This window comes from Amycolatopsis sp. NBC_00345 (assembly GCF_036116635.1).
Classification (GTDB): Bacteria; Actinomycetota; Actinomycetes; order Mycobacteriales; family Pseudonocardiaceae; genus Amycolatopsis.
The window spans coordinates 8,415,513-8,434,827 of the sequence record NZ_CP107995.1; the positions used below are offsets into that span (position 1 = coordinate 8,415,513).

Genomic DNA, 19,315 nt, shown 5'->3' on the forward strand with positions numbered 1-19,315 from the left:
GCCGGTTCCGGCGACATGTCCCTGAAGGCCACCTTCAGGGACATATCCGCCCTCATGGTGGCCTTCAGGGAACAGGCTCAGGTCAGGACTTGGCCGCCAGCAGCACTTTCCCGAACACGGAGCCCTCTTCGAGCATCCGGTGCGCGGACGCGGCCTCGGCCATCGGCACGACCTGGCCGACGATCGGCTTCACCGAGCCCTGCTCCACCAGCGGCCACAGCCGCTGGCGGACGTCGGCGACGATCGCGGCCTTCTGGTCCAGTGGCCGCGCGCGCAGGCCGGCGCCGAACACGCTGGCGCGCTTGCCCATCAGCTTGCCGAGGTTCAGCTCGCCCTTCACCCCGCCCTGCATGCCGATCACGATCAGGCGGCCGTCCATGGTCAGGGTGTCGACGTTGCGCTCGAGGTACTTCGCGCCCATGTTGTCCAGGATGACGTTCGCGCCGCCGGTCTCCTTCGCCAGCACCTCGACGAAGTCCTGCTCCTTGTAGTTGATCGTGATGTCGGCGCCGAGCTGGCGGCAGCTCTCCAGCCGCTCGGCCGAGCCCGCGGTCACGGCGACGGTGGCGCCCAGCGCCTTGCCGACCTGGATCGCGTGCGTGCCGATGCCGCCCGCGCCGCCGTGCACCAGCAGCACCTGGCCCTCGTGCAGGCCGGCGTGCATCACGACGTTCGCCCACACCGTGCAGGCGACCTCGGGCAGCCCGGCGGCGGCGAGGGTCTCCACCTCGGCCGGGACCGGGAGGACCTGGCCGGCCGGGACGGTGACCTTCTCGGCGTAGCCGCCGCCCGCGAGCAGCGCGCAGACCTCGTCGCCGACGTTCCAGCCTTCGACGCCCTCGCCCAGTTCGGCGATCACGCCGGAGCACTCGAGGCCGAGGACCTCGCTCGCCCCGCGCGGCGGCGGGTAGTTGCCCTGGCGCTGCAGGAGGTCGGCGCGGTTGACCGCGCTCGCGGCGACGTCGATGAGGACTTCCCCAGGTCCGGGCCGGGGGTCGGGGACCTCGGTCCATTCGAGTACGTCGGGCCCACCTGGCTCACGGATCGTGATCGCGTACATGCCGCCGACTGTATCCCCCGGGCGCGGCGATCCGCCGAATGCCGCATTGACGGACCGGACACAGCACATAAAGGTGAGCAACCATGTCATTAAGCCGAAAGAGACTCATTCCGCCGGTGGTGCTGGCCGCGTGCGTGACCCTCGCGCTCGGCGCGGCCCCCGCCACGGCGGCGAAGGGCGACGACCTCGCGCTCGCGAAGCAGCTGACCAAGAAGGTCGGGCTGGACGGCGTGAACCGGCACCTCATCGCGTTGCAGCGGTTCGCCGACACCAACGGCGGCACGCGCGCGGCGAGCACTGAGGGGCACAAGAAGTCCGCGGAGTACATCGCGGGCAAGCTGGAGGCCGCGGGCTACACCGTCACGCGGCAGGAGTTTCCCTTCACCTACAACGAAACCCTGGCGGAGAAGCTCGTCGTGGCCGGCACCGACGTGCCCGTGACCGCGATGGAGTACAGCCCGTCGACGCCGGTCGGCGGGGTCACGGCGCCGCTCGCGGTGGTCCCGGTCGACGCCACCCCGGGCTGCGAGGCCGCCGACTACGGCGACGTCACCGGCAAGATCGCGCTGGTGCAACGCGGTTCCTGCTCGTTCGCGCAGAAGCAGCAGGCGGCCGCCGACGCGGGCGCGATCGGCGCGATCGTCGCCAACAACGAGCCTGGCCCCCTCAACGGCACCCTCGGCGACCCGGCGGGCGCGCGCATCCCCACCGGCGGTGTCTCGCAGGCCGACGGGCAGGCGCTCGCGGCCAAGGACGGTGCGAGCGTGACGCTGGAGCTGCGGACGTTCCAGGAGGCGCGTACCAGCTACAACGTGATCGCCGAGACGAAGACCGGGCGCAAGGACAACGTCGTGATGCTCGGCTCGCACCTCGACAGCGTCCCGGCCGGCCCGGGCATCAACGACAACGGCACGGGCTCCGCGGCGCTGCTGGAGACCGCGCTGCAGCTGGGCGGCAAGCCGAAGGTGAACAACGCCGTGCGCTTCGGGTTCTGGAGCGCCGAGGAGTTCGGCCTGGTGGGCTCGACGTACTACGTGGACTCGCTGCCCTTCGAGCAGCAGCTGGACATCGCGCTGTACCTGAACTTCGACATGATCGGCTCGCCCAACGCCGGCTACTTCGCCTACGACGGCGACAACTCGGACGGCGTCGGCTCCGGCCCCGGCCCGTACGGCTCGGGCCAGATCGAGAAGACCTTCGTCGACTACCTGGCCTCGCGCGGCGTTTCGGCGGAGGGCACCGACTTCACCGGCCGCTCGGACTACGGCGAGTTCATCGCCGCCGGCATCCCGGCGGGCGGCCTGGACACCGGCGCGGAGGTGCTGAAGACCCCAGCGCAGGCCGCCAAGTGGGGCGGCACGGCGGGCGTCGCGTTCGACCCGTGTTACCACCAGGCGTGCGACAACCTGGGCAACATCGACCGCGTCGCCCTGGAACGCAACGCCGACGGTGTGGCCTGGGCGCTTGGTGTCTACGCGACCAGCACGGAGAGCGTGAACGGCGTCGCCTCGGGGAAGGCCGGGAAGGCGAAGAAGCAGCGTCCGGCGGCTCGGCACCAGGCCGCCGCGGGTGACGCGTTGGCCGCGTAGCCCGCCCTTGTCCTGAAGCGCCCCAATGGGGTTGTTTCATCGTGGTTGTGGCTGGTGGCGGTGGTGAGGCGAGGTCGTTTCGGTTGGTCTGGCAGGAAGTGGTGGCGGGACGGTGTGGCGTCCCGGGCATGAGTGAAGCCCTCGGCAAGATCGAGATGTGAGTCAACAACCCGCCGAGGGCTTCGACCCCATTTCCTATCAGGTCACCCTTCCCCTGTCGCGACAGACCCTGCAGATGGTCGCCGAGTTGATCCGCACCCGTCGCCGGCAGATGCGGTCGCGGTGGCGTAAAGCCGGCCCTGCCGGGCAGGCGCTGGTGGTGCTGGCGGTGCTGCGCCACGACCAGCGCCTGGCCGACATCAGCGGTGGTAACGGTGTCTCAGCGAGCACGGTGCGGCGCTGGGTGCTGGAAGTCATCACGCTGCTCGCCGCCCGGGCCCGACGGCTGGGACGGGTCCTGCGGCGGCTGGCCGCCCAGGCAGCGGTGGTGGTGCTGGTGGACGGGACGCTGATCCGGACCCGTCGCCGCGCCGGCACCGCCAACCGACCCAATTACAGCGGTAAACACAAACAACACGGGCTGGTGGTGCTCGGGCTGAGCGATGAACAGGGCCGGTTGCTGTGGGTGTCGGCGGTCCTGGCGGGTAAGACCGCCGATATCACCGCTGCACGTCGGTTGCGGGTCCGTGACCGGTTGCATGAGCACGATCTGACCCCGGCCGGCGACAAGGGTTTCCATGGCTGGCACAAAGACGTCCGCGACACCCGCGACTGCTTTCGGTGTGGTGGGTTGTGTGAGCAGATCGTGCTTACGCCGTACAAAGCTCAGGCCAACCGGCCGTTGACGACGGGGCAGAAGCAGGCGAACGCGGCGTTCAGCGGGATGCGCTGTGCGGTGGAGGGTGGCTTCGCCGCCCTGAAAGCTTGGCGGATTTTGACCAAGGTTCGGATGGATGCCCGTCATGTCACGACGTTGGTGCGGGCTCTGCTCGTGCTTGTGGAGCACGAGCAGAGCGTCCGCGACACTGCCCGGCCCGCCGCGGTTTGACGGTTACCACGATCAGTCAACCCAGCCTGACCAGCACAAACCACGATGAAACAACCCCAATGTGGCGTTGGTTGCGTTGAACGCACCGAACGCCACATTGGGTGCGTCTGACGCACCGAACGCCACATTGGGGCGCTCCGGGCGGTGGTCAGCCGAGGTTGTTGGTCCCGAAGGTGTCGCAGCGGGCGGGCAGCCCGGTCTGGAAGCCCGTGGTGAACCATTTCTCGCGTTGCGCTGAGGTGCCGTGGGTGAAGCTGGACGGGTTGGCCTGGCCGCTGCCGAGCTTGGTCTGGATGTAGTCGTCGCCGATGCGGGAGGCGGTGTCCAGCGCGCGGGAGATGTCGTCCTGCGTGATGTCCTGAACCAGCGGTTTCCCGCTTTCCGTGGGGGTCGTCGTGGCGTGGTTGGCCCAGACGCCGGCGTAGCAGTCGGCCTGCAGCTCCAGCCGGACGGAGCCCGACTTCGGGCCGGTGCCCGTGCCCTGCTTCGACGTGCCGTTGAGGTTCTGCACGTGGTGGCCGTACTCGTGCGCGAGCACGTACGACTCCGTGAACAGGCCGCCCTGCGCGCCGAAGCGGGACTTCAGCTCGTCGAAGAAGGACAGGTCGATGTAGACGTCCGAGTCGGCGGGGCAGTAGAACGGCCCGGTGTCCGACGTCGCGCTGCCGCAGCCGGTCCGGACGCCGCCGCTGAAGAAGCGGGTGGGCGCCTTCTTGTAGGTCCGGCCGGAGCGAGCGAACTCCTGTGTCCAGTAGTCCTGGACGGAGTTGACCACGGCGACGATCGCGCAGTCGTGGTCGCGGTTGGCGTCCGCGCCGGTGTGGCACTTCTGCGCCAGGGTGGTGCTGTCCACCTGCTGCCCGGACCCGAGGTTGCCCAGCCCCAGCCCGCTCGCGGCGCTCGGGCCGAGGCTCGTCCCGCCGAGTTGTGACATCAGGAAGTAGATGACGAGGCCGACCAGGCCGATCCCGCCACCGCCGATCGCCACCCGGCCGCCGATCCCACCGCCGCCGCCACCGCTGCCCCGCATGTCCTGGACCTCGGAGGTGTCCAGCCCCGCGTTGTCGTCGAATCGCACGAGCCGAAGCGTAACGGGCGGGGCGGACACAAGCCTGGGTGCGGCCCTTTGCGCTGCGGGCCGCACCCAGGTACTCACGAGATTTTCAATTACCGGGCGGTTGGCCACCAGCCGGGCCGGCGTCCGGCGCTGCCGTCGCGGTGCCGAGGCCGCGAGGAGATACAACGCCACTGGCGACGTCGGATGCGCGAGGAAGAAACCGAGCGCACCGTAGAAGCCCACTCCTGCTGTTCACCATCGCGACCGAACCGGAACAGTGCCGTGCCGGCCGCGGGATACAGCGGGCGGTCAACCGCGGAAATCACCTGCCACGCCACCACCTGGCCTCTCCCGGGTGGGAAACCGGTTCCGGCGCGCCACTGGCGGCTCGCCTCGATACCTGATCAACCCATCCGCTGACAAGCAGAATGCGCTTCTTCGGCGCGAGTCTCAACCGTTTCGTGATCCCCCTTCGGGCGATTCTGCCCCGGGCTTTTCACTGAACGCCGTAAAGGACTCCGCGCCGAGCGCCCTCAGGACGTGCCTTCTACCCTTCGTAGATGACCGACGACCAGGGCGTGCGCTGGCTGAACGGCGTCGAGCAGGACGCTTGGCAGGCTTACATCGTCGCGACGCTCCGGCTGCGCCAGCGCCTGCACCGCGAGCTGACCGAGGGCCACGCGGTGTCACTCGCGGACTACGAGGTGTTCGTCTGCCTGAGCATGGCGCCGGGCGGGCAGGCGCGGATGTCGGAGCTGGCGGACCAGCTCGGGTCGACCAAGAGCAGGCTCTCGCACCAGATCAGCAAACTGGAGGTGGCCGGCCTCGTCCGCCGCGCCCCGGACCCGGACGACAAGCGCGGCGTACTGACCCAGCTGACGGAAGCCGGCCAGGCCCTCCTGGACGCGGCCGCCCCCACCCACGTCCGCGGCGCCCGGGAACACCTCATCGACCTGCTGACCCCCGAGGAGCAGTCCGTGGTCGGCGCGGTCTTCACCCGCGTCCTCGAACACCTGCACGACCCGGACAACGGCCGTGCTTTCCCTCCCGGCTCGCCTGGTGCCACCACGAGACCAGGTTGGTGAGCTGAGGACGACTACGCGCCCGGCGAGTGGGGAACGCTCAGGCGCGAGTGGCGGCGATGGCTGGTGGACGAAGAAGTCGCGCATGCCCACCCAAGGCGTCCGGGCAATCGTCGCTCGGCGCGCACCGCTCCGCAGTGCCCGCTCCCGGCGGAAGCGGTAGTGACCAGCTACTTTGCGCCGGCCACCGAAGTTTGGCGGTAGCGGCGGGATTCGAACCCGCGGAGGGCAGAACCCTCGCATGTTTTCAAGACATGATCCTTCGGCCGCTCGGACACGCTACCGCCTGCCAGGGTAGCCGATCCCAACTCGCCGTCAGGCATGCGGCAAGCGCAGTTGCCGACGCGAGCGCGAGTGCTGCGCGACGCTGCGAAGCGGGTTGTTCGCCGTAGCATCTACCCCGTGGCGCCGGAACCCGACGGGCAAGAGTTGACGCGCTGGAAGATCCACGGTGAGCGGCTGGTCGACGACACGCGTCGTGACCGCGTGAGTATCGCGTCGGTCGAGCTGCCCGATGGGGTGAAGTTCGAGCAGTGGGTGTTCCGGATTCGCCCGGCCGCGATGATGGCCGTTCTTGATGATCGAGACCGGGTGCTCATGCTGTGGCGGCACCGTTTCATCATCGATCGGTGGGTGTGGGAGCTGCCCGGCGGCTATGTCAACCCGGACGAGGATCCGGCCGTGACCGCGGCGCGTGAGGTCGAGGAAGAGACCGGCTGGCGGCCGCTCGATGTCGAGCCGCTCGGCTCGTTGCAACCCATCGTCGGCAGTGCCGACGCCGAGAACCGGCTGTACGTGGCTCGACGGTCCGAGTACATCGGTGCGCCGGCGGACATCAACGAGGCCGAGCGGGTCGAGTGGATTCCGCTCGACACGGTCCGCGATCGCATTGCCAAAGGCGAGATCGTCGGCGCGGCGTCTCAGGTGGCGCTACTTCACGTCCTCGCGTTCCACCGCTGAGGAGCAGGCCGGCGCCGATTTCCGTCCACGAGGCGCCGGGCCTGGTCCGCGAAGGGGCCGATCAGGTGGTCGGTCGGCTCGCCCAGCTGACCGGCGTACACCGCGTCAGACAGCTGGGCGAGCGCGTCTTTGCCGTTGATGAGGTCGTCGAGCTTCACGGGGATCGACCTGCTGCGCGCCAGCTCAGGGCTGACGCGCAGCAGTCGGTCGGCTTATTCCTCTCCGCCGGTGATCAGGCCCATGAGCTCCTGGGGAGACACGTTCCTGGCCGAGGGAACCCCGTCCTCGATCATCGGTTCGGTGTCCTTCACCGGGGACGCCGGAGCTTCCTCCTCCGGTGCCTTCGCCCCGGACCGCTCGCCTTCTTCGGACGCGCCTCGCTCGCGTTCCTCGGCTGCGGCCGGGGTTTCCTCCTCGGCCGCTTTCCCGGCCCCGGTTGCGGCCCGGGCGCCTGGCCGGGCGAGGGCCGCGGCCTCCGCTTGCTGCTCCGCCTGCAGCCGGGCCGCTGATTCGGCCGCGGTCCGCTGCTCGGCGGCCGCGTTGTCCGCCTGGGTTTGCGCCTGCTGCGCAAGAGCCTGCTGCCGGCTCTCGGTGGCGACTTCCTGCGCCTGCCGGGTTTTCTCCAGCTGCTGCGCCTGGGTGTTCTGCCGCTGCATCTCGGCGACATTCGCCTGCTGCCGCTGCGCACTCTCGGCCTGCGCGGCCTTCAGGCTGGCGGACTGCGCGTTCAGATTCGCGCTTTTCTGCGCCGCCGCGGCCGCGTTCGCCTGCGCCGCGGCCTCTTCCTCAGCCGCCGACGGTTTGGCTTGCGGCTGCTGCGAAGGCTGCTGCTGCCCAGCCGATTCCGGCGCACGACCGTAGTTCTGCTGCCGCTGCTGCTGTTCCCGCAGCTGCTGCTGCTGTCGCAACTGCTCGACACTGAGGCCCATCTGCCGGTCCGACAATCCCAGCGACTTCGTGAGTTCGTCGGTGGCCGTGCGGTTCGCCTTGGCGACGTCCGACGCCGACGGCTCCGGGGGCCGGCCGACCATCCGCAAGTAGCCGGCCTTGCCGAGTTCCGCGGCCCGCTGGGCCAGCAGACTGGCGCCGATCGCGCCGATGACCGCCTTCGAGCTCACCGGCCCGGTCACCGGCGGGTTCGGCGCCTCGGCCGGAGTGCTGGTGATCGCGCTGGGCTTGATGTTGTTTCCCGCCGTGCCCACCGCGTTCGCGATTCCCTCGCCCCGACGGGCGGCGACCTCGCGAAGAGTTTCCCCGGACCCGCCGGGCATGTTCGACTTCCCGTCGAACTCATCGGTGTTCTTGGTGTCCTGCGGACCCGAGAGCGGCCGGCCGGCGCCGCGGCCCCGATCATCGGACGGCAACGTCCAGTGGATTCGCTGCCGGGCCGGTCCGCCGTGCGGCCGAGGCGCCCGGCCGTGCGAGGAATGTGCGCCGTTGCCCGGATTGTCGCTGTTGTCGCTTGTGGCCGCGGCGGCGGTCTGCGTGGTCAGGCCGGCAGTGGTGACCGCGAGGACCGTGGCGACCGCCAGTGGCAGCGCGACCTGCCGCTGGCGGCGGGCCGGGTTCTGCAGGGCCGGGGGTGGGGTCATCTCCCTGTCCAACCCCTCTGGGCGAGTGCTGGTCATGGGTATTTGTCCTTCCGCATCCGGTTTGGCGTCCGAAAACGCCAGTACGCAAGGCATTCAAGCGCGCTGCCTCGGGACCGGTCCCCGAATCCGTTACGGCTCAAGCGAACGGCAGTCCGGTGTGGATACCCGGGCTCTTCACCTCGATCGCGGCCTGCCACCGGCACGACCGGCTCGCCCCGCGTCCCGGGACGGCGCATCCGGTGTCCGGGATGCTGCTCGACGAATGCGCGCGCGATCGGGTGGCCCGGCGTCTCCACCGCAGGACAACGTTGTCGTCAGCCACGCCCGTGGCGGTGGCCGTAGACCCAGATCAAACCCAACGGGCCCGCCCGGAGGACTGCCGGCGGTGGCGGGTGGTCACCGTTGCTCAGGGCTTTTTGAGTTCCTTCAGCGCCATCCGCGCGCGGACTTCCGGGCGGCGCAGCGGCGGGACGGTCGGCGGGGGCTGGCGGCGCTCGGGGAGGTCGGCCAGGAGCCGGGCGGTGATGGTGGCGATCTCGGCGACCGCTGACTCGAACGGGGCGCGGGTGGCGTCCGAAACCGACTGCACGCCGGTCACCTTGCGGACGTACTGGCGCGCCGCCGCTTCGATCTCCTCCGTGGTCGCAGCGGGATCGAGTCCGCGCAACGTGGTGATGTTTCGGCACATGGGCCTCAGGGTACGTCGCTCCGGAGGGCTCAAGGCCTCATCACACAGTCGGGCCAACCTCGTTGACGTCGCGAGACGGCCTTGGGCAGTCTCGATGAAGTGCCCCTCAGACCACGTTCGTTGCGTCATGCCCGCCCCGCCGCCGCCGAAATCCCCGAAGACACCCCGATTCCCGAACAGGTCTGGCAGCGTGTTCCGGCCGACGAACTGGTCACGCTCGTCTCGCTCGTCCTGATGGCGCACGACTTTCCCGAGCCCCGCGCCCGTATGGCCGCCGAAGCGCTGTGCCACGGCGACCTCACCGGCTCGTCCGACTCCGGCGTCTCCGAACTCACCAGCGTCCACCTGCCCGCCGTGGAAAGCGGTTACGTGCGCCCGCGCGCCGAGCCGCTGATGATCGCCGACCGTGGCGCCGCCGCGTTGCTCGACTACCGGCGCGCGCCGGGGCTCTGGGCCGTGGGTGACGCGATGGACCGCGCCATCGTGCGGGCCGGGCGGTTCGGCGTCGGGCTGGTTTCGCTGCGCGGGGTCGGGCCGTTCGGCCGGGTCGGGCACCACGCCGCCCGGGCGCTGCCGCACGGGATGATCGGCCTGGTGATGGCCGCGGGCGGGGCGGAGGAGCACCCCGCGCACCCGCTGGGCATGGCCGCGCCCGCCGGCGCGTACCCGGAGTTCGTGCTCGACGTCGACATCGCCGACGCCGCCCGCAATCCCGCGTTCGCCGGCTTCGCCCTGCTCGTGGACGTGCTGGCCGGCGTGCTCTCCGGCGTCGCCGACCACGACCACGACACGGGCCTGCTGGTGATGGCGATCGCGCCGACCACGTTGCGCAGCGCCGACGGTTTCTACCGGACGGCCAGCGCGTTGTTCGGCAGCATGCTCGGCTGGGAGGGCGGCGCGCCCATCCGCTACCCGGGCTGGCGCGAGGCCCAGTACCTCGAACAGTGCCGCGCGCTGGGCGTCCCGCTCAGCGCACCGGTCCGCCGTCAGCTGGACTCGCTGGCGGCTGGGTTGGGGCTGCCGCCGTTGACCAGCGTCGAGTGATGCGCTCCGGCCGCCGCTCAATGCGCCCCAATGCGGCGTTGGTTGCGTTGGACGCACCGAACGCCACATTGGGTGCGTTGGACGCACCGAACGCCACATTGGGGCGCTGGAGAGCCGGGCGCGCCGGGCTCAGCTGACCAGCGTGACCCGGCCGCGCTCGGGGCCGACCGCCACCACGTCGCCGTCGGAGAGCTGGCGGCCGCGGCGGGTCTCCAGCTCGCCGTTGACCGTGACCTCCTCGGCGTCGAGCAGGTCCTTGGCGTGGGAGCCGTCCTCGGCGAGGCCGGCCAGCTTCAGGAACTGGCCGAGCCGGATCGGCTCACCGGTGATGGGCACGTCGCGCACGGGCTCGCTCATCCGCCGATCATCCGCCATCGGCGGTCACGGCCGTGAGGTGGCTTGCCGGTAGAGCTCGGCGACGTCGTCGCCGAAGTAGCTGGAGTAGGAGACGTCGTCGGTGTCGCCGCCGTACTCGTAACCGCCGACCACGCCGATCACCGTGCCCAGCTTCGTGTCCGGGTCCCGGTCCGTCACCCACGGCCCGCCGCTGGTCCCGGTGGCGAAGCCGGGGCAGTCCACGCGCAGCTGGCGATCGTCCTGCTGGGTCGAGGTCGTGGTGCAGACGGCGGGCGCCTCCTCGGTTTCCGGGTAGCCGGTCACGCTCACGGGCCGCTCGTACGGCCCGCCGGTACCGAGCCGGTTCGCGCCGGTGACCGCCTCGAGCGGGCGGGTCTCGCCGGTCTGGTGGGCGGTGGCGAAGCCGACGTCGAGGTTGGGGTCGGACACGGTCGTCCAGCCCGGCGACACCAGCTCGTCGGCGACGTCCCAGAAGCCGAGCGGCGCGACGCCGTCGCGGTAGCCGGGCGCGAACTTGACGCCGGAGATGTAGTCGCCGCCCTCGCCGTCGTGCAGGCAGTGCGCGGCCGTGAGCAGCTCGTCGCCCCGGCCGCTGTGCACGACGCTGGCGGTGCAGTAGTGCGTTCCGTCGAGGAACAGCGCTCCGACGGCGTCGGCGGACAGCGGCCTGGCCGTCGCCGAATCCGCAGGTGAGAGCCGGTTGCCGGCCCCGGCCACGACGGTCCCGGTCGCGCTCAGCGCCACCACAGTGCCGATCGTGACCACCACACGTGCGCGTCGCACTTCCGGCCTCCCAGTTGATCGTGACCCCACTAGTATCCAAATTCCTGGACCCGACGTGGGGAGTGGCCGATGAAGAACTTCGCGCACAAGGTCGCGGTGATCACCGGAGCGGGCTCGGGCATCGGCCGGGCACTGGCCCTCGAGCTGTCCCTGCGCGGCGCCCGCCTGGCACTGTCCGATGTGGACGCCGGAGCGCTCGCCGAGACGGTGACCTCGGCGAACGAGCGGGGCGCGGAGGCGCGCGGGTACGCACTGGACGTCGCGGACCGCGCGGCCGTGCTCGCGCACGCCGACGAGGTCGTCGCCGACTTCGGCCAGGTGAACCTCGTGGTCAACAACGCCGGCGTCGCGCTGGGCGCCACCGTCGAGGAGATGAGCTTCGAGGACTTCGACTGGCTGCTCGGCATCAATCTGGGCGGTGTGGTGAACGGCACAAAGGCGTTCCTGCCGCATCTCATCGCTTCCCGCGACGGGCACCTGGTGAATATCTCCAGCGTGTTCGGATTCATCGGAGTGCCGTCACAGAGCGCTTACAACGCGGCGAAGTTCGCCGTTCGCGGATTCACCGAGGCGTTGCGCGAAGAAATGCTGGCGGCCCGGCGTCCGGTGGGCGTCAGCTGCGTGCACCCGGGCGGGATCAAGACCAACATCGTGCGGCACTCGCGCGGCGGGGCCGACGACGACAAGGAGTCCGCGGCGGTGGGCTTCGAGAAAATAGCCATGACCACACCGGAGAAGGCCGCGCGGACGATCCTGCGCGGGGTCGAACGGCGCTCCGCCCGGATCCTCATCGGCCCGGACGCGTACGTGCTGGACGCGATCCCGCGGGTGCTGGGCTCGGCGTACCAGCGCCCCCTCGCGACTTTGGCGCGGTTCGGCCTCAAGCGGGCCGGGATGGACTGAAACGGCGGTTTTTCCAGGTCGACGTGCGGAAGCCCGAACCCGGCCGGATGCGCAGCGGAATGGCCCTGTCACCCAATGGAGTTGAGTTCCTGACAACCTCGTCGGAAATGCATCAGAATGCTGACGTCTAGCCGCGTGCCCGTCCCCCGGAGGTTCCCCGATGCTCCGCACCGCTGACCGCCGTGCGACGCCGAACGCCGACCGCGCCGCCGCGGACCTGCTCGACCGGACCGGCATCATCGCGGCCAGCCTGCCCCGCGGGCGGCGCAGCCCCGAGGACACCGACATCGACGCCACCCAGCCGATCCCGGTCGTGCCCGGCGGCGTGACGTTGCGCCCGGGCCCCGGCGCGGCGGCCGCGGGTGCCGCCGGTGCCGCGCTGGCCGGCGAGACCCTGGTCGGCTCGAGGCCGCGAGCCGTCGTGGTCCGCCGCCGGAAGCGCGCGTGGGTCGGCGGCAGCGCGGCGCTGGCCCTGGTCGCCCTCGGCTGGCTGGCCGGCGGTCTCTTCGGCGGCGGCCTGCTGACCAGTTCGGCCGACGACGCCGTCGCGCAGGCCGACCAGCGCACCTCGGTGGCCCAGCAGCCCGCGCCCCAGCCGGCGCCCGCGCCCGTCGCGGTCCCGGCTGCCGCTCCGGCGGCCGCGCCGGTGACGGTCTACGTCCCGGTGCCGTCCCCGTCGAAGCCGGTCAAGCACAACCCGGTGAAGCCGCCGACGTCGCGGGCGTCGTCCTCGCAGGACGACGAGGACACCGCGCGCGTCGACACCAAGCCCGCCCCGTCGTCGGCCAGCCCGACGTCGGCGAACGCGTTCCAGCAGTACATGGACCAGTGGGCCGACCTGGCGAACCGCATGGCCGGCGGTCGCTGACCCCGAGCCGCCGCTCCTGCCGCTCCTGAGTTCCGTTAAGGCCTCCTTACCCGCGTCGGACGCGGGTAAGGAGGCCTTAACGGACTTCGGGCCGGGAACCCTCGGCTTCAGCCGGCCCAGAGGTACTCGTGCTCCGGGCGTCCGGTGGCGCCGTAACGCAGCCGCATCTCGACCGCGCCTGATTCGGCCAGCGCGGTGAGGTAACGCTGGGCCGTGGCCCGCGCCATGCCCAGCTCGCCGGCGATCTCGGCGGCCGACAAGGGAACCGGGGAGTTGCGCAGCTGCTCCGACACCAGCCGGGACGTCGCGCTGGACTGGCCCTTCGGGGCGGCGGTCCGGTCCTGGTCGTGCAGCGCCCGGTAAGCGCGGTCGACGTCGTCCTGTGTCAGCGGGCGGTCGTTGTCCAGCAGGCCCCGGTACCGGGCGTACGAGGTGAGCCGCTCGGAGAGCTGGCGGGTCGTGAAAGGCTTGATCAGGTAGTTCAGCGCGCCCGCGCGGATGGCGGCGCCGATGGAGCGCGTGTCCGTGGCCGCCGACAGGACGATGGTGTCGGTCTGCAGGTCCGGCAGCACGGACAGGCCGGGCTCGTCCGGCAGGTAGACGTCCAGCAGCACCAGGTCCGGGGACAGCTCGCGGACGCGGGCGCGTGCCTCGGCCGCTGTGTGGGCGATGCCCGCGACCGCGAAGCCCGGTACCTCCGTCACGAAGGCCGCGTGCACACCGGCCACGCGGAAGTCGTCGTCCACGATGAGGGTGCGGATCATTCGGCGGCCTCCACGAGCAGCTCCGGCAGTTTCGCGACGAACAGGGCCCCGGACGACGGCCCGCCGGGGTCGGCCAGCCACACGTCGCCGCCGCGGGCGCGGGCGGCCTGACGCGCCAGTGCGAGCCCGAGACCGTGGCCGGGGGCGATCTTGGATGACACGCCCTCGTCGAACAGCGTCGCCCGCAGCTCCTCGGCCACGCCGGACCCACTGTCCACAACGGACACATGCAGCGTCGTGCCGTCGGCCAGCAGCGCGACTTCCACCGACGCCGGGCGCCGCGGGCTCATCCGCGCCGCGTGCAGGGCGTTGTCCACCAGGTTGCCGATCACGGTGCCCGCCGCGATCGGGTCGGTCACCGCGGTGGGCACCCACGAGTCGTCGGCCAGCTTCAGTTCCATGCCTTTTTCTTGCGCCTGCTCGGTTTTCGCCACGAGCAGGGCCTGCAGGTACGGGTCCGCGACGCTGTCGCCGAGCGCGTGCGGCCGTCCGGACGTCGTCTCGGTGAGCGTCTGCAGGTACTCCTCCGCCTCGGCGTGGTGGCCGAGCTGCAGCAGCCCGGACAGCGTGTGCAGCCGGTTCGCGAACTCGTGCCGCTGCGCCCGCAGACCGTCCGAAAGGGAACGGATGCCGTCCAGCTCGCGGGTGAGCGTGTCGAGGTCGGTGCGGTCGCGGAAGGTCAGCACGGTGCCGAGCGGCCGGTCGTCCCGGCGGACGGCGCGCGAGTTGACCACCAGCACCCGATTTCCGGCCACCGCCAGCAGATTGTCCACCGGCACGCCCTCCGCGACGGCCTTGTGCACCCGCGGCGACAGCTCGAGTTCGGCCATGGGGGCGCCGACCGGCAGCTCGGTGCCCAGCAGCCGCTCGGCCTCGTCGTTGCGCACGGACACCCGCTGCTGCCCGTCCAGCGCCAGCACGCCCTCGCCGATGCCGTGCAGCACGGCCTCGCGCTCGTAGAGCAGCTCGGTCAGCTCGTGCGGTTCGAGGCCGTGGGTGACGCGCCGAAGCCGGCGGTTGAGCAGGGCGGACGCGCCGACGCCGAGTACCAGCGCGCCGCCCGCGAAGGTCAAGGTGAGTACGAGGAGGCGGTTGAAGTCCCCGGTCAGCTCACCGATCTTGTAGCCGACGCTGACCTCGCCGACGACCCGGTTTCCTTGCCAGATCGGCGTTTTGCTCCGGACCGACGCCCCGAGGGTCCCGTCGTCGTATTCGCTGACGACGTCGTTGCCCGCCAGCGCTTCCGTGGCCGGTGTGCTCACCGGCTGGCCGATCGCGTCGGGCGTGGGATGCGCGAGCCGGATGCCGTGGTCGTCGGTGATCACCACGAATAGCGCGTCGGTCCTCATCTGCACCGCCTGCGCCCGCTTTTGCAGCGGCCCGTCCTGCTGTCGCGCGGCTGCGCCTTCGATCACCACCGGGTCCGACGCCACCGACTTGGCGATGGCCAGCGCCCGTTCGCCGTACTGCTCGCCGAGCGTGGTCCGCAGCAGCCAGCTGACCAGACCGACGCCCAGACCCACCACCAGCGCCACCACACCGATCTGCAGCAGCAGGACCTGGCGGGTGAACCGCATGCGCGGAAAGAGCGCCGACTTTGGCATGCACGGGAACATACCCCCAGCTCAGGGCCGTGCGCTAAACGAGCAAAACGTGGAGAACGCGCAGAGCGCACGCAGAACGTCGACAAGCTTCCCGGCGGCGAAACACGCTCTTAACCTGCCAGACAGCTGTGACGCGCCCCACCTCCCCGCCGTGACGAAGGAGTCACCTCGATGGCCCCACCACTCATCGAACTCATCGGAGCCACCAAAAGGTTCCCCAGCGGATCCGGTTCCGTGCACACCGCGGTCCGCGAACTGTCCATGACGGTGGACCCGGGGGAGTTCGTCGCCGTCGTGGGACCGACCGGCTGCGGCAAGTCGACCACGTTGTCGCTCGTCTCCGGCCTGCAGCCCGCCTCCGCGGGGCGGGTGCGGGTGAACGGCGAGGACGTCACGTCGATCCCGGACGGGGTCGGCTACATGTTCCAGACCGACGCCGTGATGCCGTGGCGCTCGGTGCTCGACAACGTCGCGTCCGGCCCGCGGTTCCGCGGTGAGTCCAAAGCGGACGCTCGCGCGAAGGCGGCCGACTGGATCGGCCGCGTCGGCCTCGCCGGGTTCGAGAAGTACTACCCGCACCAGCTCTCCGGCGGCATGCGCAAGCGCGTCGCGCTGGCCCAGACGCTGGTCACCGACCCGAAGATCCTGCTGATGGACGAGCCGTTCTCCGCGCTCGACGTGCAGACCCGCGCCCTGATGCAGGACGAGCTGCTGCGCCTGTGGTCCGGGTCCGGCGCGGCCGTCATCTTCGTGACGCACGACCTCGACGAGGCCATCGCGCTCGCCGACAAGGTCGTGGTGCTGACCACCAGCCCGGCCACGGTGAAGGACGTCTTCGAGGTCCCGCTGGAGCGCCCGCGCAAGGTCGAGGACCTGCGGCTGACCGAGGACTTCCGCAAGATCTACTCCGACATCTGGGAATCGCTGCGCGGCGAGGTCGACAAGGCCCGCCAGAAGGGAGCGACCAGTGTCGCTTGATATCGGCCTCCCCGGGCCGACGAACCCCAATCCCCGCATCGAGGACGAGGCGAGCATCATCGCCCGCCAGAAGCTGAAGACCAACGCGCGCCGCCGCAACATCTGGCTGCTGCGCCTGGCCATCGTCGTGGTGTGGCTGGGCAGCTGGGAGCTGGCCGGCCGGTACTGGATCGACCCGTTCTTCTACTCGATGCCGTCGAAGATCTGGGAACGGCTCGTCGAGTGGTTCTCCGCCGGCACCGACTTCGGCTCCATCTGGTACCAGATCCTGGTCACCGTCGAGGAGGCCGTGATCGGCTTCGTGCTCGGCGCGATCCTGGGTGTGGTGCTCGGTGTGATACTCGGCCGCAGCCAGTACCTGGCCGACGTGCTGGCCCCGTTCATCAAGGCCGCCAACGCCCTCCCGCGTATCGTGCTCGCCGCGCTGTTCGTGATCTGGTTCGGCCTCGGCATGTCGTCGAAGGTCGCGACGGTGGTGGTGCTGGTGTTCTTCGCGGTGTTCTTCAACGCCTTCACCGGCGCCCGCGAGGTGGACCGCAACCTGATCGACAACGCGCGCATCCTCGGCGCGTCGAGGTGGGCCGTGCTGAAGTCGATCGTGCTGCCGAGCGCGACGTCGTGGATCCTCTCGTCGCTGCACGTGGCGTTCGGCTTCGCGCTGATCGGCGCGGTCGTCGGCGAGTACACCGGGGCCAAGGCGGGCATGGGCTTCCTGATCTCCAACGCGCAGGGCACCTTCGACACCGCCGGGGTGTACGCCGGGATGCTGATCATCACCGTCGTCGCGATCCTGGCGGAGTGGGCCATCGGCACCGCGGAGTCGCGGCTCCTGCGCTGGCGCCCGCAGATGAACTCCTCCCAGTCCGGCCAAGGGATCTGAGATGCGTCTGAAAAGGACAGTCGCGGTCGCCGCCGCGCTGCTGGTCACCATGGCGGGGGTCACCGCGTGCCGCGACTCGCGCCAGATCGACCTCGGCAGCGGCGGCAAGCCGCACATCAAGATCATGATCGGCGGCCTGTCGAAGGTCATCTACCTGCCCGGTCAGCTCGCGCAGCAGATCGGCGCGTACGAGAAGCAGGGGCTGGACGTCGAGCTGTTCGACCAGCCCTCGGGCGCCAACGCCGAGACGTCGCTGCTCGCCGGCGAGGTGCAGGCCGTGGTCGGGTTCTACGACCACACCATCGACCTGCAGGCCAAGGAGCAGTGCATCACCAGCGTCGTCCAGTTCTCGAACGTGCCGGGCGAGGCGGAGATGGTGTCCACCGCGAAGGCGGGTGAGATCCGGTCCGGCCAGGACTTCCGCGGCAAGAACCTCGGTGTGACCTCACTGGGCTCGTCCACGGACTTCCTCACGAAGGCGCTCGCCGCCCGCGGCGGCGTCAGCAGCAAGGACTACACGCCGGTCAAGGTCGGCGCCGGGCAGACGTTCATCTCGGCGCTGCAGCAGGGCTCGATCGACGGCGGCATGACCACCGACCCGACGATCGCGCAGCTGACGAACACCGGCCAGGCCAAGATCCTGTACGACATGCGGACGGTCGCGGGCACCCAGGCCGCGCTCGGCGGGCTGTACCCGGCCAGCTCGCTGTACATGAGCTGCGAGATCGTGCACCGCTACCCGGACATCGTGCAGAAGCTGGCCAACGCGTACGTCGAGTCGCTGCAGTGGCTTTCGAAGCACACGCCGGAGCAGGTCGCGGACGTCATGCCGCAGTCGTTCGCGGGCGGGGACAAGGCGTTGTACGTCAAGTCGCTCAAGGACAGCCTGCCGATGTTCACCAAGGACGGCCGGATGGACCCGGCCGGCGCGAAGAACGTGCTGAACGTGCTGGGCTCGTCGTCGAGCAACGTCAAGCCGAAGAAGGACAAGATCGACCTTTCGCAGACCTACACCACCCAGTTCGTGGACGCCGCGCACGCGCGTTCGGCGCAGTAGTCCAGGGGTGCCCGCCCGTCCGGGCGGTGGGCGGGCATCCCCCGAAAGTCCGTGAAAGCCGCATAACCATCCCCCATGCGGCTTTCACGGACTTCTGTGTATACAAAGGAGAATCGGGACATTTGGTGAATTGTTCCCGAGATATGAAGACCCTTCGAAAGTAGCTACCTATCAGCGCGTGTGAATCCAACACTGTTACCGGTGCGCACCACCTGCGACTCCCCGAGTCCCCATCGGTGATCAGATTGGACCCCGCATGAACCTCTCTTCACGGACCGTCCGGGCGCTGGCGGTCGCCGCCGTCGCGGCGGCGAGCCTCTCGGCCGCGGCCGGCACGGCGAGCGCGACGCCGATGTTCGGCGCGCACTTCCACGGGCAAGCCTTCTCGGGCGGTAACTGGGGCGGTTACGCCAGCAAGGGCAGCTTCACCACCGCGACGGCGAGCTGGAAGGAGCCTTCGGTCACCTGCAACTCCAGCAACGACCTGTTCGCCCCGTGGGTGGGCATCGACGGTGACGGATCGTCCACTGTGGAGCAGACGGGCGTGGCCACCGACTGCTCGAGCGGCAGCGCGGTCTACCAGGCCTGGTACGAGATGTACCCGGCCGCGCCGGTGTACTACTCCGAGTCGGAGGCGCCGGTCAAGGCGGGTGACAGCTTCACCGCGACCGTGACGCGCTCGGGGAACTCCTACAAGCTGGACATCAGCGACACCACCGCGGGCTGGTCGAAGACGACCACCCAGTCGCTGAACGCAGAGCACTCCACGGCGGAGGCCATCATCGAGTCGCCCACCGACTCGTACCCCTCGATCAACGGCGGCATCTCGTTCAGCGGGGTGAAGTTCGACGGCAAGAACCTTGCTGACACCAGCCCCGAGGGCCTCGACGCGGACGACGGCGGCAGCAAGACCTACAGCCCGGGCGCGATCGGCTCGGACGGCCAGAGCTTCACGATGACGGAGCACTGACCGAAGTTTGCTGACGGGGGCGCCTTCCTGG

General features: G+C 70.1%; 20 protein-coding genes and 1 tRNA gene. 11 read left to right on the forward strand and 10 right to left on the reverse strand.

Annotated elements, in window-relative coordinates:
* Positions 1–82: 82 nt before the first annotated feature.
* Positions 83–1,060 (reverse strand): NAD(P)H-quinone oxidoreductase, encoded by a 978-nt coding sequence (locus tag OG943_RS38030; protein WP_328605751.1) that lies wholly within the window; start codon positions 1,058–1,060, stop codon positions 83–85.
* Between the two features lie 83 nt (positions 1,061–1,143).
* Between OG943_RS38030 and OG943_RS38035 the strand changes: the two genes are divergently transcribed.
* Both OG943_RS38035 and OG943_RS38040 read left to right on the forward strand, forming a co-directional pair.
* Positions 1,144–2,649, forward strand: a complete 1,506-nt coding sequence (locus OG943_RS38035) for a M28 family metallopeptidase (RefSeq protein WP_328605752.1) — start codon at positions 1,144–1,146, stop codon at positions 2,647–2,649.
* A 157-nt stretch (positions 2,650–2,806) separates the two neighbouring features.
* Positions 2,807–3,697, forward strand: a complete 891-nt coding sequence (locus OG943_RS38040) for a transposase family protein (RefSeq protein WP_328603197.1) — start codon at positions 2,807–2,809, stop codon at positions 3,695–3,697.
* Positions 3,698–3,845: 148 nt separating this feature from the next.
* On the opposite strand, the gene ypfJ is transcribed toward OG943_RS38040, so the two are convergent.
* Positions 3,846–4,775: a KPN_02809 family neutral zinc metallopeptidase gene (gene ypfJ, locus OG943_RS38045; protein WP_328605753.1), complete on the reverse strand. Its 930-nt coding sequence runs from the start codon at positions 4,773–4,775 to the stop codon at positions 3,846–3,848.
* A 539-nt stretch (positions 4,776–5,314) separates the two neighbouring features.
* Between ypfJ and OG943_RS38050 the strand changes: the two genes are divergently transcribed.
* The gene (locus tag OG943_RS38050) at positions 5,315–5,839 is read left to right on the forward strand and encodes a MarR family winged helix-turn-helix transcriptional regulator (protein WP_328605754.1); all 525 of its coding nucleotides are present in this window, start codon (positions 5,315–5,317) and stop codon (positions 5,837–5,839) included.
* A gap of 192 nt (positions 5,840–6,031) precedes the next feature.
* Here OG943_RS38050 and OG943_RS38055 read toward each other — a convergent pair.
* Positions 6,032–6,120 (reverse strand) — tRNA-Ser (locus tag OG943_RS38055).
* A 118-nt stretch (positions 6,121–6,238) separates the two neighbouring features.
* On the opposite strand from OG943_RS38055, the gene OG943_RS38060 reads away from it, so the two are divergent.
* A complete protein-coding gene (locus tag OG943_RS38060) occupies positions 6,239–6,796 on the forward strand; it encodes an NUDIX hydrolase (protein WP_328605755.1) in 558 nt (185 codons plus the stop codon).
* Here OG943_RS38060 and OG943_RS38065 read toward each other — a convergent pair.
* The 3 genes from OG943_RS38065 to OG943_RS38075 all read right to left on the reverse strand — a co-directional run bounded on the left by OG943_RS38065 (position 6,772) and on the right by OG943_RS38075 (position 9,076).
* Positions 6,772–6,954, reverse strand: a complete 183-nt coding sequence (locus OG943_RS38065) for a hypothetical protein (protein ID WP_328612374.1) — start codon at positions 6,952–6,954, stop codon at positions 6,772–6,774. The genes OG943_RS38060 and OG943_RS38065 overlap by 25 nt on opposite strands.
* Before the next feature lie 54 nt (positions 6,955–7,008).
* Positions 7,009–8,388, reverse strand: coding sequence for a hypothetical protein (locus OG943_RS38070; RefSeq protein WP_328605756.1), 1,380 nt, complete (start codon positions 8,386–8,388; stop codon positions 7,009–7,011).
* Positions 8,389–8,794: 406 nt separating this feature from the next.
* Positions 8,795–9,076 (reverse strand): DUF2277 domain-containing protein, encoded by a 282-nt coding sequence (locus OG943_RS38075; RefSeq protein WP_328605757.1) that lies wholly within the window; start codon positions 9,074–9,076, stop codon positions 8,795–8,797.
* Positions 9,077–9,175: 99 nt separating this feature from the next.
* On the opposite strand from OG943_RS38075, the gene OG943_RS38080 reads away from it, so the two are divergent.
* The gene (locus OG943_RS38080) at positions 9,176–10,120 is read left to right on the forward strand and encodes an Ldh family oxidoreductase (RefSeq protein WP_328605758.1); all 945 of its coding nucleotides are present in this window, start codon (positions 9,176–9,178) and stop codon (positions 10,118–10,120) included.
* A gap of 129 nt (positions 10,121–10,249) precedes the next feature.
* Here OG943_RS38080 and OG943_RS38085 read toward each other — a convergent pair whose 3' ends face one another.
* Positions 10,250–10,477 carry an RNA-binding S4 domain-containing protein gene (locus tag OG943_RS38085; RefSeq protein WP_328605759.1) on the reverse strand — a complete coding sequence of 76 codons (228 nt, stop codon included), beginning with the start codon at positions 10,475–10,477 and terminating at the stop codon, positions 10,250–10,252.
* Positions 10,478–10,501: 24 nt separating this feature from the next.
* A complete protein-coding gene (locus OG943_RS38090; RefSeq protein WP_328605760.1) occupies positions 10,502–11,260 on the reverse strand; it encodes a trypsin-like serine peptidase in 759 nt (252 codons plus the stop codon).
* Positions 11,261–11,329: 69 nt separating this feature from the next.
* On the opposite strand from OG943_RS38090, the gene OG943_RS38095 reads away from it, so the two are divergent.
* Together OG943_RS38095 and OG943_RS38100 are read left to right on the forward strand one after the other, a co-directional pair.
* Positions 11,330–12,163 carry an SDR family NAD(P)-dependent oxidoreductase gene (locus OG943_RS38095; RefSeq protein WP_328605761.1) on the forward strand — a complete coding sequence of 278 codons (834 nt, stop codon included), beginning with the start codon at positions 11,330–11,332 and terminating at the stop codon, positions 12,161–12,163.
* 160 nt (positions 12,164–12,323) lie between these two features.
* Entirely contained in the window at positions 12,324–13,031 is a 708-nt protein-coding gene (locus OG943_RS38100; RefSeq protein WP_328605762.1) for a hypothetical protein, read from the forward strand.
* A gap of 107 nt (positions 13,032–13,138) precedes the next feature.
* On the opposite strand, the gene OG943_RS38105 is transcribed toward OG943_RS38100, so the two are convergent.
* Positions 13,139–13,795, reverse strand: a complete 657-nt coding sequence (locus tag OG943_RS38105) for a response regulator (protein ID WP_328605763.1) — start codon at positions 13,793–13,795, stop codon at positions 13,139–13,141.
* Positions 13,792–15,372, reverse strand: coding sequence for a sensor histidine kinase (locus tag OG943_RS38110; protein WP_328612258.1), 1,581 nt, complete (start codon positions 15,370–15,372; stop codon positions 13,792–13,794). The genes OG943_RS38105 and OG943_RS38110 overlap by 4 nt, the downstream gene beginning before the upstream one ends.
* A 198-nt stretch (positions 15,373–15,570) precedes the next feature.
* On the opposite strand from OG943_RS38110, the gene OG943_RS38115 reads away from it, so the two are divergent.
* From OG943_RS38115 to OG943_RS38130, 4 genes are all read left to right on the forward strand, one after another.
* Positions 15,571–16,377 carry an ABC transporter ATP-binding protein gene (locus OG943_RS38115; protein ID WP_328605764.1) on the forward strand — a complete coding sequence of 269 codons (807 nt, stop codon included), beginning with the start codon at positions 15,571–15,573 and terminating at the stop codon, positions 16,375–16,377.
* On the forward strand, positions 16,367–17,257 hold the full coding sequence (locus tag OG943_RS38120; protein ID WP_442874629.1) for an ABC transporter permease: 891 nt from the start codon (positions 16,367–16,369) through the stop codon (positions 17,255–17,257). The genes OG943_RS38115 and OG943_RS38120 overlap by 11 nt, the downstream gene beginning before the upstream one ends.
* Position 17,258: 1 nt before the next feature.
* Positions 17,259–18,314, forward strand: a complete 1,056-nt coding sequence (locus OG943_RS38125) for an ABC transporter substrate-binding protein (protein WP_328605765.1) — start codon at positions 17,259–17,261, stop codon at positions 18,312–18,314.
* A 256-nt stretch (positions 18,315–18,570) separates the two neighbouring features.
* Positions 18,571–19,284 (forward strand): G1 family glutamic endopeptidase, encoded by a 714-nt coding sequence (locus OG943_RS38130; protein ID WP_328605766.1) that lies wholly within the window; start codon positions 18,571–18,573, stop codon positions 19,282–19,284.
* Positions 19,285–19,315: the final 31 nt, after the last annotated feature.